The sequence below is a fragment of the Ruegeria sp. C10 genome, from assembly GCF_056537805.1.
In genome coordinates, this window is the sequence record NZ_JBQFSC010000001.1 from 361,168 (window position 1) to 376,771 (window position 15,604).

Annotated in this window: 16 protein-coding genes and 1 riboswitch; of the genes, 13 read left to right on the forward strand and 3 right to left on the reverse strand. The window is 57.0% G+C overall.

The features are described from left to right. The first annotated feature begins 173 nt into the window (after positions 1 to 173). Positions 174 to 274: riboswitch (TPP riboswitch) on the forward strand. Between the two features lie 79 nt (positions 275 to 353). The 11 genes from thiD to ACR0DE_RS01675 are packed head-to-tail and all read left to right on the forward strand — an operon-like array spanning position 354 to position 8,422. Next, on the forward strand, positions 354 to 1,142 hold the full coding sequence (gene thiD, locus ACR0DE_RS01625) for a bifunctional hydroxymethylpyrimidine kinase/phosphomethylpyrimidine kinase (protein WP_480751375.1): 789 nt from the start codon (positions 354 to 356) through the stop codon (positions 1,140 to 1,142). Beyond that, positions 1,139 to 2,167 carry an FAD-dependent oxidoreductase gene (locus ACR0DE_RS01630; protein WP_480751378.1) on the forward strand — a complete coding sequence of 343 codons (1,029 nt, stop codon included), beginning with the start codon at positions 1,139 to 1,141 and terminating at the stop codon, positions 2,165 to 2,167. The genes thiD and ACR0DE_RS01630 overlap by 4 nt, the downstream gene beginning before the upstream one ends. Further along, positions 2,164 to 2,361, forward strand: coding sequence for a sulfur carrier protein ThiS (gene thiS / locus ACR0DE_RS01635; RefSeq protein ID WP_170394182.1), 198 nt, complete (start codon positions 2,164 to 2,166; stop codon positions 2,359 to 2,361). Before ACR0DE_RS01630 ends, thiS begins: the two co-directional genes overlap by 4 nt. Position 2,362: 1 nt before the next feature. Beyond that, positions 2,363 to 3,133 (forward strand): thiazole synthase, encoded by a 771-nt coding sequence (locus ACR0DE_RS01640; protein WP_170625590.1) that lies wholly within the window; start codon positions 2,363 to 2,365, stop codon positions 3,131 to 3,133. After that, positions 3,130 to 3,726: a thiamine phosphate synthase gene (locus ACR0DE_RS01645; RefSeq protein WP_170561737.1), complete on the forward strand. Its 597-nt coding sequence runs from the start codon at positions 3,130 to 3,132 to the stop codon at positions 3,724 to 3,726. Before ACR0DE_RS01640 ends, ACR0DE_RS01645 begins: the two co-directional genes overlap by 4 nt. Continuing rightward, positions 3,723 to 4,691, forward strand: a complete 969-nt coding sequence (locus ACR0DE_RS01650) for a ThiF family adenylyltransferase (RefSeq protein WP_480751383.1) — start codon at positions 3,723 to 3,725, stop codon at positions 4,689 to 4,691. Before ACR0DE_RS01645 ends, ACR0DE_RS01650 begins: the two co-directional genes overlap by 4 nt. A 42-nt stretch (positions 4,692 to 4,733) precedes the next feature. Next, positions 4,734 to 5,642: an ABC transporter substrate-binding protein gene (locus ACR0DE_RS01655; protein WP_480591664.1), complete on the forward strand. Its 909-nt coding sequence runs from the start codon at positions 4,734 to 4,736 to the stop codon at positions 5,640 to 5,642. Further along, positions 5,639 to 6,310, forward strand: coding sequence for a thiaminase II (gene tenA / locus ACR0DE_RS01660; RefSeq protein WP_170512112.1), 672 nt, complete (start codon positions 5,639 to 5,641; stop codon positions 6,308 to 6,310). Before ACR0DE_RS01655 ends, tenA begins: the two co-directional genes overlap by 4 nt. Next, complete coding sequence (locus ACR0DE_RS01665) at positions 6,307 to 7,032, forward strand: ABC transporter ATP-binding protein (protein WP_480751386.1); 726 nt, start codon at positions 6,307 to 6,309, stop codon at positions 7,030 to 7,032. The genes tenA and ACR0DE_RS01665 overlap by 4 nt, the downstream gene beginning before the upstream one ends. Next, positions 7,029 to 7,682: a TenA family protein gene (locus tag ACR0DE_RS01670; RefSeq protein ID WP_480751388.1), complete on the forward strand. Its 654-nt coding sequence runs from the start codon at positions 7,029 to 7,031 to the stop codon at positions 7,680 to 7,682. The genes ACR0DE_RS01665 and ACR0DE_RS01670 overlap by 4 nt, the downstream gene beginning before the upstream one ends. Continuing rightward, positions 7,679 to 8,422, forward strand: coding sequence for an ABC transporter permease (locus ACR0DE_RS01675; protein WP_480751391.1), 744 nt, complete (start codon positions 7,679 to 7,681; stop codon positions 8,420 to 8,422). The genes ACR0DE_RS01670 and ACR0DE_RS01675 overlap by 4 nt, the downstream gene beginning before the upstream one ends. A 258-nt stretch (positions 8,423 to 8,680) precedes the next feature. Here ACR0DE_RS01675 and ACR0DE_RS01680 read toward each other — a convergent pair whose 3' ends face one another. The 3 genes from ACR0DE_RS01680 to ACR0DE_RS01690 all read right to left on the reverse strand — a co-directional run bounded on the left by ACR0DE_RS01680 (position 8,681) and on the right by ACR0DE_RS01690 (position 12,199). Continuing rightward, on the reverse strand, positions 8,681 to 9,610 hold the full coding sequence (locus ACR0DE_RS01680; protein WP_480751394.1) for a glycosyltransferase family 2 protein: 930 nt from the start codon (positions 9,608 to 9,610) through the stop codon (positions 8,681 to 8,683). After that, positions 9,600 to 11,348 carry an ABC transporter ATP-binding protein gene (locus tag ACR0DE_RS01685; RefSeq protein ID WP_480436466.1) on the reverse strand — a complete coding sequence of 583 codons (1,749 nt, stop codon included), beginning with the start codon at positions 11,346 to 11,348 and terminating at the stop codon, positions 9,600 to 9,602. Before ACR0DE_RS01685 ends, ACR0DE_RS01680 begins: the two co-directional genes overlap by 11 nt. A gap of 137 nt (positions 11,349 to 11,485) precedes the next feature. Then, a complete protein-coding gene (locus ACR0DE_RS01690) occupies positions 11,486 to 12,199 on the reverse strand; it encodes a DnaA N-terminal domain-containing protein (protein ID WP_480751398.1) in 714 nt (237 codons plus the stop codon). Positions 12,200 to 12,639: 440 nt separating this feature from the next. On the opposite strand from ACR0DE_RS01690, the gene ACR0DE_RS01695 reads away from it, so the two are divergent. Together ACR0DE_RS01695 and ACR0DE_RS01700 are read left to right on the forward strand one after the other, a co-directional pair. After that, on the forward strand, positions 12,640 to 13,947 hold the full coding sequence (locus ACR0DE_RS01695; protein ID WP_170423104.1) for an AAA family ATPase: 1,308 nt from the start codon (positions 12,640 to 12,642) through the stop codon (positions 13,945 to 13,947). Continuing rightward, on the forward strand, positions 13,944 to 15,050 hold the full coding sequence (locus tag ACR0DE_RS01700) for a ParB/RepB/Spo0J family partition protein (protein WP_480751402.1): 1,107 nt from the start codon (positions 13,944 to 13,946) through the stop codon (positions 15,048 to 15,050). Before ACR0DE_RS01695 ends, ACR0DE_RS01700 begins: the two co-directional genes overlap by 4 nt. The last annotated feature ends 554 nt before the right edge of the window (positions 15,051 to 15,604 follow it).

The following is a 15,604-nucleotide window of genomic DNA, read 5'->3' on the forward strand; positions in this document are numbered from 1 at the left end:
CGCTGTATGTCCCCGTCTTATTGTGTCGTTCTCCGGTCATAGCATATGGAAACGCCAGCATTTTGCGACACCACCAAAACCCCGAGTTAATCGAAATACTCAAGGGGAGGTCGCAACCACCAAACTGTGTGCAACAAAATTGTTGACGAGACCTGATCTCATCAATAATCGGTAACCATCTGTTGGGGTGCCCCTCGGGGCTGAGATGCTGACTTGCAAACCCATTGAACCTGACCCGGTTAGGACCGGCGGAGGAAACAGGCATACCGGGCGCCCCGTGTCACAACTCGTGTCACAACGCAGGCTACGGGTCTTTCCACGCACATCCTGACCATGACAATGAGGGATGTGCCATGGTTGCGACAGCATTAACGATTGCCGGTTCCGACAGTGGGGGCGGCGCGGGAATTCAGGCAGATCTTAAATCATTCGGCGCAATGGGCGTGTTCGGTTGCAGCGTGGTCACCGCGATAACCGCGCAGAATACCTGTGACGTGACCGCAGTACATCCGGTACCCGACAATGTGGTCGCGGCTCAGATCAAGGCGGTCCTGGACGACATCCGCATAGACGCCATCAAGATCGGAATGCTGGGCACGCCATCATTGGTCGAAACAGTGGCCCGTGCATTGGAAGGTTTTTCCGGACCTGTAGTCCTCGACCCCGTCATGGTGGCGAAATCCGGGGTCGCCCTGCTTGAGGATCAAGCGATTGCCGCGCTGAAGCAGTATCTTCTGCCGCACGCTGACCTGCTGACACCGAACCTGCCCGAGGCGGACAAGCTGCTGGGACAAACCCATAAGGGCGAAAGTGCCGGACTGGTTGCGCCGTTGCTGGCGCTAGGTCCTAAGGCAGTTCTGATCAAGGGCGGCCATGCCGATGGCATTGAGTGCCTTGATGTGCTGGCAAAGTCAGGGTTCGTTGTCACGCTGGGGGCACCGCGGATCGCGACCCGCAACACGCATGGTACTGGCTGCAGTTATTCCGCAGCAATTGCGGGCTGCCTTGCGCGGGGCATGGATCTTGAGACTGCGGTGCGGCGGGCGCATGGCTGGCTGCACGCTGCAATAAAACGTGCCGACGGGTTGGAGATTGGACAAGGCCACGGCCCGGTGCATCATTTTCACGAGATGTGGGCATGAGCGCTGTCACCATACTGGGTGCAGGGGTTGCTGGGCTTTGCGTTGCAGCCGAGCTGGTGTCACGCGGTGTTTCCGTACGGATGATCGACCCGGCAGGTCCCGTGAATACGCATTCCTGCAGCTGGTGGGCCGGTGGCATGTTGGCACCAGAATGCGAGGGCGCAGTCGCCGAACAGCCCGTTGTGGAACACGGGCGTAAAGCAGCGGATTGGTGGCAAAAGCAGGGGGCGCAGTTCGGTCAGGATGTGAACCGGAACGGTACCATGGTTGTCGCTCTGGGCCGGGATCAGAGCGAGCTGACGACGTTTGCACGGCGCGCCGAAGGCGTGGAATGGCTGGACCGTGAGGGCATCGCCCTCCATGAGCCACATCTGGCCGAGCAATTCGGCAAGGCGTTGTTCATCGCGAGTGAAGCGCATCTCAATCCCCGCCCGATGTTGACCGGGTTGCATGCGCAGCTGGTGGCCTCGGGCGTTGAGTTTCTGACCACAAGCGAAACGCTGGGTCAGGTCATCGACTGCCGTGGTCTGGCCGCGCAGGATCGGCTGAGCGATTTGCGCGGGGTAAAGGGTGAGATGCTCATCGTGCGCTGCCCGGATGTGTCGCTGTCGCGTCCCGTGCGGCTGCTGCATCCTCGTTTCCCGCTCTACATTGTACCGCGCGGCGATGGCGTATTCATGTTGGGCGCAACCCAGATCGAAAGTGGGCAGCGCAGCCGCGCAAGCCTGCGATCCGTGATGGAACTAATGAATGCGGCCTACGCGTTGCATCCAGCCTTTGGTGAAGCCGAGCTGCTGGAAATCGGAGTCGATGCCCGCCCGGCCTTTGCGGACAATCAGCCACGCATCCGCCACTTCGACGATCGCATCATGGTGAACGGGCTGTACCGCCATGGCTATCTGCTTGCTCCGGCGTTGGCAGGGATGGTGGCAGATCTGGTGACCTGCGGCACGCAGCCCGCGCTTTGGTACGAGAACTGCCAAAACACGAAAATCGCACACAAAACACCGGGGAGAACCACATGAAACTGATGGTGAATGGTGAGGCCGTCGAGGCCAAGGGCCCCAGCCTTGCCGATCTTCTGGTCGAACTAGGCAAAGGCAATGACAAACTGGCCACGGCGGTGAACGAGGTGTTCGTTCCGGCATCAACACGTGCGGCGCAAATGCTTTCCGATGGGGACCGGATCGAGCTGGTTTCGCCGCGGCAGGGGGGCTGACATGCCGGAATTCTACGGCAAGGAAATAGCGTCGCGCCTGATGTTGGGCACCGCGCAGTATCCGTCGCCCGCAGTGCTCGCCGATGCGTTTCGACGTTCGGGCGCAGGCATTGCCACGGTGTCGCTGCGTCGCGAGGCGGGTGGTGAAAGGGCCGGGCAGGATTTCTGGTCTCTGATCCGTGATTTGGGTGTCGAGGTGTTGCCCAATACCGCCGGGTGCTACTCAGTACGCGAAGCGGTCACTACGGCGCAGATGGCGCGCGAACTTTTCGAGACCAACTGGATCAAGCTTGAGGTGATCGGCCATGCCGACACTCTGCAGCCCGACCCGTTCGGCCTTGTGGAGGCGGCGCGCATCCTTGCCGACGATGGGTTCGACGTCTTCCCCTATTGCACCGAAGATCTGGTGCTGTGCGAGAAACTGATCGAGGCAGGCTGTCGTGTGTTGATGCCTTGGGGGGCGCCGATCGGCACCGGACTGGGGCTGAACAACCTTTACGGCCTTCGCTCGGTACGGGCTCATTTTCCCGAGGTGCCTCTTGTGGTTGATGCAGGGCTGGGCCTGCCATCACAGGCGGCACAGGCCATCGAAATCGGCTATGATGCGGTGCTGCTGAACACGGCGGTCGTTAAGGCAGGTGATCCGGCGGCGATGGCCCAAGCGTTTGCCCGCGCGGTTGAAGCCGGTGCCTTGGCCTTCGGTGCCGATGCTATGGAACCGCGCGACATGGCCGCGCCCTCAACACCTGTTTTCGGAAAGGCCATGCTGTGACGCTGCCGTCGTTCTACCCGATATTCGATGACATCTCATGGCTGCGCCGAATGCTGCCGCTCGGAGTGCGGTTGGTGCAGCTGCGCATCAAGGAACATCCCCTGGATGCGGTGCGCGCGCAGTTGGCGGAGGCGCGGGATTTGTGCCGCGACCACGGCGCGCTGTTGGTGGTCAATGACTATTGGGAACTGGCGATTGAGCTTGACTGCGACTGGGTGCACCTAGGGCAGGAAGATCTGGACACCGCTGACCTTGACGCGATCCGAGCTGCTGGATTGAAACTTGGAGTCTCAACCCATGACGAAGCAGAGCTTAAGCGTGCGCTGGCTTTGCGGCCTGACTATGTGGCACTCGGGCCCGTTCATCCGACCATTCTTAAAAAGATGAAATGGCACCAGCAGGGTGTCGAAAAGCTGACCGACTGGAAGGCGCGGATCGGACCTATTCCGCTTGTGGCGATAGGTGGCATGTCGGTCGAGCGCGCGCAGGGTGCGTTCGCCGCCGGGGCCGACATCGTGTCCGCCGTGACCGACATCACCTTGAAGGACGACCCAGAAGCCCGTGTACGCGAATGGCTAAGGATCTGCCTATGAGCCGCTATGCACGCCAGATTGCTGTATTTGGCTTTGGCGCGTCGGGGCAGGAAAACCTGCGCACCGCGCATGTACTGGTGATTGGCGCAGGAGGGCTTGCCGCACCAGTGCTGCAATATCTGGTCGGGGCCGGTGTGGGACGTATCCGTTTGGTTGATGCTGACAAGATCAGCCTGTCGAACCTGCACCGCCAAACGCTGTTCCGTGAACGCGACATAGGGCAATCCAAAGTGCAGGTGGCAGCACGTGAAATGATGGCGCTGAATGATGAGGTGCGGATCGAACCGGTCGAAACCCGCTTTGATCCGGCCAATGCCTCGCAACTTTGTCAGGGCATCAATCTGGTGCTGGATTGTGCCGACAGTTTTGCCGCCAGCTATGTGGCCTCGGATGTTTGCCTTGATGCCGATTTGCCGCTGATCAGCGCCAGCGTGGTGGGCTCGGAGGGCTATGTCGGGGGCTTCTGCCACAAGGCTCCGGGTCTGCGCGCGCTGTTCCCGGATCTGCCTGCAAGGCTGGGTTCCTGTGACGCCGATGGCGTGCTTGGCCCGACGGTGGGTATGATCGGCAGTCTGCAAGCGCAGATCGCGGTTGCGGTGCTGAGCGGGGACCTTACGCCAATGGGGCGTCTGGTGACCTATGAGGCCACCAGCATGCGCTTTGGCGGTTTTCGCTTTGACGGCGCGCCGGATCCCGCACCAGAGCCGGACTTCATAGCGCAAGAGATGCTTCGGGCCGACGATCTGGTAATCGACCTACGCGCCGCAGATGAAACTGGCCCGGAGCTGGCCGGGGCTCAGCGCCTCAGTGTCGATGAAATCGATCCGCGTGACCCCCTTTTGCAAAACAACAGACGCCTCATCCTTGCCTGCCGTTCCGGTCTTCGGGCCTGGCAGGCGGCGATGCGGATTTCCACGAAAAACGGGCCCGAAATCAAGCTTCTGGCCCTTGGTGACAACAACTGAAACGAGGAAACCGAATTGAAACATTTTCTGACCGTAGCGGCGATGCTGATGGCTACACCGGCGCTGGCACAAGACAAGATGACTCTGCTGCTGGATTGGTTCGTAAACCCTGATCACGGTCCGATCATCGTAGCGCAGCAAAAAGGTTATTTCGCAGACCAGAATCTTGAGGTCGAGATTGTGCCGCCTGCTGATCCCTCGGCCCCACCGAAACTGGTAGCCGCCGGGCAGGGTGACATCGCCGTGAGCTATCAACCAAACCAGCACCTCCAGGTAGCCGAAGGTCTGCCGCTGATGCGCGTAGGTACACTTGTGGCAACGCCACTCAGCTGTCTTCTGACACTAAAGGACGGCCCGATCCAAGAGATCAGCCAGCTAAAGGGCGGCAAGATCGGGTTCTCGGTCGCTGGCGTGGAAGAGGCAGTGCTGGGCGCCATGCTGGGCAAGCACGGCGTCGCGCTGGACGAGATCGAGATGATCAACGTCAACTTCTCGCTCAGCCCCTCGGTCATGTCGGGGCAGGTCGATGCGGTGATAGGTGCCTATCGCAATTTTGAGCTGAATCAGATGGAAATCGAAGGCGTCGAAGGCCGATGCTTCTATGTCGAAGAAGAAGGCGTGCCGACATATGACGAGCTGATCTATGTCGCCAACCCCGAGCTGATGGACAAGGACAAGGTGCGCCGCTTCCTGCGCGCCACCGAGCTGGCCACGCAATACATCGTCAACAACCCGGATGAAAGCTGGGAGGTTTTCAAAAGCTACGCGGAAGAGCTGGACGACGAGCTGAATGCAAAGGCTTGGGTCGACACCCTACCCCGCTTTGCCTTGCGTCCTGAGGCGCTGGACGAAGGCCGCTATATCCGCTTCGAGGAATTTCTGGCCAAAAGCGGCCTAGTCGAGGGCACCCGCCCAGTATCGAAAATCGCGGTCGATCTGGGGGCACAATGAACTACGGCACCTCATTTGAGGCGTGGCGAGCGGCGGCCGGGGAAACCTGGCCTGCCTATACCCGCCACGCATTCGTGCGGGGCATGGGTGATGGAACCCTCCCGCGCGCGGCGTTTTTGCATTATCTCAAACAGGACTACGTTTTTTTGATCCATTTCGCCCGCGCTTGGGCGCTGGTGGTGACCAAGGCCGAGACCGTCGCGGATATGCGCCTCGCCGCGGGGACAGTGAATGCACTGATCAATGACGAGCTTGCCCTGCATATCGGCATCTGCGCCGAGGCTGGGATTTCCGAGGAAGAACTTATTGCAACGCAAGAGCGTCAGGCTAATCTTGCCTATACACGCTATGTGCTGGATGCCGGGCATTCAGGGGATATGCTTGATCTGCTGGCCACACTGGCCCCCTGCGTCATGGGCTATGGTGTGATCGGGGCGGAGCTTTCGGTGGCAAAGACCTCAGAAACCTATGCCGATTGGATCAACACTTATGGCGGGGAAGATTACCAACAGGTCTGCTGCGATGTTGGCGCGCTGATCGATGGCGTGGTAGCGCGGCGCATCGGGGATGACCCGCAAAACTGCCCACGTTGGGCAAATCTTTGCGACCGCTTCCACAAGGCGACCGAGCTTGAGGTCGGCTTTTGGGGCATGGCATCGCAGCCATGAGCCCGGCCCCCGACCTATATCTGCGCGGATCACTGTCGATTGGCGACACATCCATCGCGCACGGCATTGATCTGCGACTTGATGCAGGGCGGTGGACCTGTCTTCTGGGGGCCAGTGGTGTGGGCAAATCCACAGTGCTCAAGCTGCTGGCCGGACTGGGAGACCATGTTTCTTTGGACGGTGAAATCTGGGCCTCGGACGGTGGCGCGCTGGCCGGGCGGGTGGCCTTAATGGCGCAGAGTGATTTGTTGCTGCCTTGGCTATCAGCGCTCGACAATGTGGCAATAGGGGCACGATTGCGCGGCGAGAAATTCGATCGGGGCCGGGCCGAGCAGGTACTGGAGCAAGTTGGGCTAGGCACACATCTGGGCAAGAAACCGGGAAAGCTCTCCGGTGGGCAAAGACAGCGCGTGGCCTTGGCCCGAACCCTGATGGAAGACCGCCCCATTGTGTTGCTGGACGAACCATTTTCAGCCCTTGATGCCCTGACTCGGGTGCATATGCAGGACCTCACCGCACAGCTGCTGAAGGGACGTACGGTGCTGCTTATCACCCATGACCCGGCCGAAGTGGCGCGGCTGGGGCAGAACATCATGATCATGACGCGCGACGGGCTGCACCCGGTCGAAACTCCAATGGGCAGCATCCCGCGCCCTGTTGATGATCCGGGCGTGCTGGGCATCCAGGCCGCGCTGCTTCAACAACTCAGGACTGACAGATGAGCACAAGCGAAACTCTCAGGGCGCTGAACCAGGACAACTGGACAGCGGCCACGACACATGACTTTACCAATGCGCTGGCTACCGGAACGCTCGATCACGGCAAAATGGCTGGCTATTTACAGCAGGATTACCTTTTCGTGGAAGGCTTCGTGCGTCTGCTGGCCTCAGCAGTGGCGCATGCACCCAACCTCGCCGATGCTGTGCCGGGCGCGCGCTTTCTGGGCCAGATCTGCGGGCCAGAGAACACGTACTTCCTGCGTGCATTAGACGCGCTGGACGTGCCCCAGGCAAGCGAAGCCGCACCCGAAACCCTGGCGTTTCAGGCCCTGATGGACGAAGCCCGCACATCCGGGCGCTACGAGCGGATGCTGGCGGTGTTGGTGGTCGCGGAATGGGTCTATCTGGATTGGGCCAGCCCGGTCGAAGCCCGCGCCGAAGATCTGCCGTTCTGGCTGGGGGAATGGATCACTCTGCACTCAGGCGACGGGTTCGAAAGTGTGGTCGCCTACCTACGTGGACAATTGGACGCGATCTGGTCGACCCTTTCGGACCAGGCACAGGCCGAGGTCGCTGAAGCCTTCGGCAAGGCCGTCGCCCTTGAACGTGCCTTTTTCGATGCCGCATGGGCAGGCTTCCCGGTAGCCCGATGACAGGTTGGCGTGCGGGTATCGCCGCCACCGCAATGGCAGTAGCGCTTTGGCAACTGGTGGTTTGGGCCACCGGCTTGCCGCGTTTTATCTTGCCCCCGCCAGCGCTGGTTTCCGAAACCATTTGGAACAGCCGCAACCTTCTGCTGGAGCATGGGCTGGTCACCGCGACCGAAGTGCTGATCGGGCTGGCCCTTGGCGCAGTGCTGGGCGGGCTGTCGGCCATCGGCCTTGCCGCCTCACCGCTAGTACGCGCGCTGGTGCGACCAATTTTGGTGTTTTCCCAGACCATCCCCGTCTTTGCTCTGGCACCGATTCTGACCCTGTGGCTTGGCTTCGGGCTCGAGGCCAAAATCGCCATGGCGCTGCTGATCATTTATTTCCCGGTTACTTCGTCTTTCTTTGATGCACTGATGCGCAGTAATCGCGACTGGCTGGATCTGGCTCGGGTCATGGGGGCGTCACCTGCCCGAGTAATGTGGCACATCCGTATTCCATCTGCTCTGCCCGGATTTGCCAGCGGCCTGCGTCTGGCTGCCGTCTATGCCCCGATCGGTGCCGTCATCGGTGAATGGGTCGGAGCGTCGCGTGGGCTGGGATATCTGATGTTGCTGGCCAATGGCCGTGCCAAAACCGATCTGATGTTCGCCGCGCTGATCGTGTTGGCGGTACTCACCATCATCCTGCACGCAACGGTCAACGCCCTGTGCAATCGGTACCTGGATCAGCGTGATCAGATATGAACAAAGTACTGACCATCAATATACGCGAACGCGGAGATCGACTTTAATCGTGCCACTAGCTGTGATGAAAGAGCTCAAAGCTAGAGTACATTGATTTCCAGAGCGCCATGTTAAACAAAGCTAGTTGGTCGAGCGGCGAACACAGAGTGTGCCGCAGTCACTTGTCCAAGAGTCCTACCTTAAGGATCAACTTGAATTAAGCCGAACCAGAACGCGTAGCGTCATGGTCTGAAAGTGGTTTATCATTGCCAGTGGCCACTACTTCCGCTGGTCAGGCCTCCGCAGCCAGAGAAGCCGAATGGTTTCCGTAATTTTTGCAACGCGGATCACATAGTGAACGCCCCACACACCAAAAGCCTGTTTGGTTGACAGATCCTGATTCCTCAGAAGGTTTTTCAACGTCTTGAAGGAAGGGATCAATTTCTGCAAAGGCGGGATGTAATTTACGATGCCGCGCTTGGCATTGCGGCGCAGCCTAGCCCCCTCAATACGACGGGCTTTAGTGATGTGATCCCCAAGACAGTCGCGCGCCGGGTGACGGACGATGGCGTCTTCGGCAAACACAATCGCTTCGCCCGCAGATTGTGCACGATCATTCCATTCCATGTCCCCGCCGGACAACACCGTGTCGTTGAACCGACCGATGCGATCCATAAGCTCCCGCCGAACGATCAGATTGGCCGTAACCGCGCGCCCACGTTCCACCCATTTTTTTTGCTCTAATCCCAAATGAACATCATAGAGTTCGGTCGTCTTCCAATCCTGCCCGTTCGGGATCAGCACAACATTGCCACCAAAGCGATTAACCTCGGGGTGGTCTTCGGCTATTTTCAACCCGGCCTCTAGATAGAGCGGGTCAGGCTGACAATCGGAGTCGGTGAAAAACAGTAGCTCCGAGGCGGCTTCTTCGATTCCCCGGTTGCGCGCTGCGTATGAGCCGGGTTTTGCCTCACTTAGGATGCGGGCGTTGGCGGGCAGGCGAAACCCGTCTGGCATGGGGTCGGTCGGATCATTGTTGACTGCAAGTATCTCGAACTGGTTTGTGTTCAATGTCTGAGAGGCGAGCCCATCCAGACAAAGCTGCAATTGGTCCCAGCTTTGATAGGTCGGGATGATCACTGACGCGCTCAGGGGCGAACGCGCCGGTGTAATGTCAGGCCGCTGGATCACGTCGGGATCATTCGGCATTGACGGCGTTCGAGTACTGATGGTCATACAGGGTTTTGAATGGTCCCGGTTTCTTCAGCAACTGTTGGGCGCTGCCCTGCTCAAGAACTTCACCAGCCTCAATCACGACGATCTTGTCCGCGTGCATGATGGTTGAAAGCCTGTGAGCCACAATGATTGTCGTGCGCCCCTCGGTCAGGCGGCCCAATGCCTCCTGAACCAGATGTTCCGACCGCGAGTCCAGCGCACTAGTTGGTTCGTCCAGCAGCAGGATCGGGCTGTCGCGCAGAAGCGCGCGCGCAATCGCAAGGCGCTGTTTTTGACCACCGGACAGGAAGGCACCATTTTCACCAACCAGAGTGTCAAAGCCTTTCTCAAGCGACATGATGAAGTCATAGGCATTCGCGGCCTTGGCAGCCTCGATCACGTCGTCTTGCGAGGCACCCTCACGGCCAAAACGGATGTTGTCGGCGATTGAGGCTGAAAACAGAAACGTCTCTTGCCCGACGAACGACATGTTCTGGCGCAGTGATTTGAACGAGGCGTACTTGATATCCTGACCATCGATCGATACCGAACCACTGCTCGGGTCATAAAGGCGCAGGGCCAAATTCAAAATGGTCGACTTGCCGCCGCCGGACAGACCAACCAGAGCGGTGGTCTTGCCAGCTTCGAACGTCAACGAAAGCCCTTTCAGGATCGGATCGCGACGACGGTAGCCGAAAGTGACGGCGTCGAACACCACCTCTCGCGGACCATCAGGCAGGCTTTTGGGATTGGCCTCTTCCGGCAGAGTTTCAGGCTCGTCCAACATATTGAACAACATCTGCACCCGGCGCAGACCCAGCTCCATCTTCACCCGCACCTTCGTCAGGCGCTTCGCGGGCTCATAGGCCATCATCACAGCGGTCACGAACGACATCAGTTCACCCGGAGTGGACGCTGCAGCGCCAAACAGCTTACCAGCGCTCAACCCGATGACCGAGGCAATTGCAAACCCGGCCAGGATATCCGTCAGCGGGCTCGTCGCAGCTTGCAAACGCGCAAGCTTGTTGCGGCGCTTCTCAACGCTTTTCACCGCCGAATTCATTTCGAGGGCCATGCGCTCTTCCAATCCGAAGGACTTGACCACACGTATACCAGCCGAGGTTTCTTGAATGACCTTCATGATCGCGCCCATCGATTGCAGCTCCATATCCGCAATCTCTCGCACTTTGCGAAGCAGCATGCGAACACCCAAGATCGCCAAAGGGCCGACGATAAGCGTAAACAAAGACAAGATCGGTTGCTGGTAGAACATCACGGCCAAAAGACCAATCAATGTAAGCATATCGCGCACCGCAGTGGTCACCATAATCTCGATCACCGTGCGCGCAGCCTGGGCGGTTTGTGTCACCTTCAACAACAGATCCGAGCTTTCGGTCAAATTGAAGAATGACACCCCTTGCCGCAAAAGTTTGTCGTAAAGCTTGATCTGCTGTTTCGAGACGATCCGGTTACCGGCACGGGTCAGAGCCACAATCTGGACGTAAGTCGCAATCCCTTTGACCAGGAAGATCGAGAATACAGCCATCGAAACGCCGAAAATCTTGGCTGAGTTTTCACTGTCAAACAGCGAATCCACCACATCACGCATGATAAAGGCGATACCTGCAGTGGTTGCCGCAACAAATACCATCGCGATGATCGCGATGGTATAAGGGACCGCTTGCTCGCGCATATTTTCGGAGAGCAGTCGCCACAGGACGGAATCACTCAATACGGCCGCAAATTTTGATTTGATCTTTTGCAATGCACATGTCCACTGTGATCAGGATCGAGCTATGTCACATCTGACGCGCTCATAAACAGTTTCCGCTAGATAGTCGCCTGTTGCCAGTTGAGCAAGCCCGCGCCCTATTCTGCCGCTTCAATGCGAATTGTTCGAACCGAAGGGTCTACACGCGAATAAGCGGCCAAAACCCTCCCCGACCATTTCTGTGCAATGTAATCCGCCATGAAACGCGTTGGCGCAATCAGAATCGCCAGGCCCCCTGCCCTTTCGGCTTCGTTCAGATGCTTGAACCAACTGGACCAAAGTTCTGGGTCACGCTCATGTAGGATCGATTGAACCTGTGCCCAAACGTCTTCACCCTGTGGCGGTGGGATCGATGGCTTTGACTGAAATGGCACAACATTGGTATCGCGCTCTGGCTTCTGCTGCATTCGTTCTTGGAAATCCGTCCCGATGACGGGCCAGGTTTCGATTGTGTCCAGCATGATCTGCTTGAGGTCGAGTTCATAAACCGCAACCCGACCCCGAGCGGCGGGTCGTTTGACCGCAATCCAGCCTGCGCTGCGCAGCTTAGCCATCTCACGTTTAACTGTGCGTTCGTTCACGGACCACAACCGAGCGATCTCTTCCCGACCAATCGACAGTTCATTGGAGCGCCAGTTATAGCGCGTGGTAATTAATGTCATGATGCGAAGAACACTGCGATGACGATGCTTGTCACCTGATAAGGCGTGAACGGCGAGAGCCGACAAGATATCGTACTTCAGTGCAGGCGCATTTCGCCCGACCGGTTTCGCAACCTGCATCCGTTTCCTCACCGCTCTTTTTTGCCTCATGCGGGTTGATCCCGCCGTAATCGCGCCGTTTCCCAACGCTTTTCGTGATTGTTCACTGATTAGCGTCCAATACTTCGATTCTGTCAAGAGTTCGTTGAGATCACGCTATTTGGTAGCTGCTATTCGCTATCAAAAAATAAAATAAATAGGTGAATTTATGGTGATGGGGGACATACTGGGTGTCCCCTTATCGAGCAATAATGTCCCCCTATATGCCGTATTTGCTTGAGTTGTGTCCCCCTAAATCTGGTAGGATATCCGAAGTCAGGACGATCGCAGAAAGAAGCAGCGTTCCGAATCGGACAGCACTAGATACGGCCATATTTTCTTACCCGTGGGTAACATCACAACCTTACAATAATTTCTTTTGCCAAATATGCAAATCGGGCGTAAATAACAAAAGAGAGAAAAATAACGTCCAGAAGAATGAGAACTGAGGCATGTACACGCACGAAGACCTGAATGCATTGCGCACCCAGTCCCTGAAATTGCAGGGCTGGATTCGCCAGCAGACTTTCAGCCCTGAGATGGAGAAGACGCTAAGGCGGTTCTCAAGCTGGGAGGTGTCTGAGCTGATCTTTAAGGTGAACCAATCGACTTTCCGAGGAAAGCTGGCTGCCGATCCTTCATTGCCGGGAGGCGAGGTCGAGCCTGATGGGCGGCAGCGTTGGTTTAGTCTGGAAGAGGTAAATGAGCTCAGGCGGCGGCTTAAGGTTAATCGCAAAGCGCTCACTCCCCCACGCCCTGCGGGCAAGCGGGCGGTTCGGGCCGCTGTTGCCAATTTCAAAGGGGGGGCTGGCAAGTCGACCGTAGCGTTGCATCTTGCGCACGCCGCTGCTCTGGACGGCTACCGAGTATTAGTGGTGGATTTTGACCCTCAGGCGACGCTCAGCCATTCGATGGGTCTAACCGATGTCGCTGAAGATTTCACCGTCTGGGGTATCATGGCGCGGGATCTGATCCGTGAAACCGAGCGCATGAATAACCGCCCTGCGGCTGCGGAGTCAGGAACTGCCCTGCCCCGCCGAGAATTACCACCTTCTATAACGGATATGGGCCTCGGCGAACTGCGCATTTCTGATTTTATCAAGCAGACCTCATGGTCAACGATTGATGCGATCCCTTCTTGCGCCAACGCTGCTTTCGTCGAATTCGCATCAGCACAATATCGGCACCTGAATCCTGAGTGGTCTTTTTTTGCAGCTGTGTCCCGCTATCTGGATCAAATACCGAATGATGCTTATGACCTGATCCTGTTCGATTGCCCGCCTGCGATAGGATACCAATCCATGAATGCGGTGTTCGCAGCAGACATGTTGTATATCCCGTCGGGGCCCGGATACTGGGAATACGATTCAACCACCTCATTCATTGGACAGTTGGCTGAAGCCCTCGAAGATCTGGCCTATGGTTTCGACAAGACCTTACCCACGGGTAAGATTGGTTTACCCAAGACATTCTGCGAAATTCGGTTTTTGCTTACGCGCTACGAACCGGGGAACGCACTGCACACAGCGATGTATGACGCATTCCGCAAAGTCTTTGGTGAGCACCTCGCCGAGCACCCGGTCGAGATGACGCGTGCGGTCGAGCAATCGGGTCGATTCCTGAGTTCAGTTTATGAGATGGATTACCGTGAGATGACGAGGGAAACCTGGCGTCGCGCGCGTTCGACATTTGATAATGTTTATGATGAATTCCGGGGCGTCATGCTATCGGCCTGGGACAAGCTGGAGGATGACGTATGAGCCGAAAACGCAGAATGTTCGATATCGATATGCCAGCGATGGAAGAAATCCCGGTTGGCAAGGTTCCGGATAAAGCGCTTGAGAAAAGGCGCGGACCAATGGCCACTGCAATCTCCGAGAACGCTAATGCGCTACGCGACCAGCAAACTACCGAAGATGCAATCAGAGTCGAAAATGACAGGTTAGCGCACGAGCTTGTGCGACTACGTTCCGAAGGGTATGTTACTGAACAGATCGCATTGGCGGATGTTGTTACCGAGCGCCTGACGCGCGACCGCAAGCCTGGCCCTGATCCTGAGTTGGATGAGTTGAAGGCTTCTATTCAGGATGTGGGTCTTTCGAACCCGATCCGGGTCGAGCGTCGCAACGATGGACGCTTTGAGTTAATTCAAGGAATGCGCAGATTATCGGCATTTCGCGCATTACTTGAGGAAACTGGCGACGCGCGATTTGCGACGATTCCGGCCGGTGTTTCTGACGTTGCAGAGCTGGATGATAGCTATCGTCGCATGGTCGATGAAAACCTGATCCGAAAGGATATCTCGTTTGCGGAAATGGGCGCGCTTGCGCGTGCCTATGCGGAAGACCCCGCCAATGATTGTCCGGATGTCGACAAAGCGGTTTCAACCTTGTTCAAATCTGCAAGCTATACCAAGCGCAGCTATATTCGGGCGTTTGCGACTTTGCTGGCCATGTTGGAAAAGGTTCTTATGCACCCAAACGACATTCCACGGAATGTGGGGGTTGAACTCAAACGAAAGCTCGACTCTGATCCTGGATTGATCCGACAAGTCAGTGCGGCTTTGGTGAGTGAACCAAATCGCGACAGCGTGCGCGAAGTGGCCATTCTTCGCGATTTTCTCACAATCGAAAATGCGACCGCCGCTAAGCCAAAGGCTGAAGCCGTAGGTAAACCACGCCGCGCGAAGACAACGTTTCAGGTAAGGGGCAGGGCAGGGATTGCAAAATGTTCTGCATCCAGCGGAAGGATCGAACTTCGCTATGATCTCGATTTCACCCGTGTCGATAGGGCGAAATTAGAACGTGCTGTGGCCACTTTGATCGAGGATCTGCGAGAAGAAGACGATCTTACCCACGGGTAAGACGGGCTTAGCGAGATAGATCCGAAGCGCGGCGCTGGTTAATCTCAGCGCCGTTTTTTTGCATAAAAAGACCAATCGTGTAATACGGTACCCTGGGAGACCATCTAAACGCTTAGCTTTTACCGCCCGGCCTCAAATTCTTGTTTTGTAGTTCGGGCAGGTACGTTCCGAGCAGAGTTGACGAATACAAGTTCAGGCCATCAGTAGAAGGTTTCTTAACGTATTGATATGGAACTAGGGCAGATAATCTACAATTTATGTAGTTAGTCGCGGCTGAACAGATACACAGTTTTCGCGGCAGGGCAGGGACGACGCGATCGCTTCTATCTTCGAGCGCCCCGGCACTACATTTCAACGGGAAGACCAACATAGCGTACCGAAACATATTCGAGGCGCGTGAGCATATAACGGATTGGCCGTGAGCACCTATCAATGATGGATATGATTGCGCTGTGGCTTGCCAAAGAAAGGGCGGCGATGGGTTGAATGATTGACTGAGTAGAAGGTCATTTGGGCGTAGTGTGCAAAATACTTTAATAAGTATTATTAAGAGC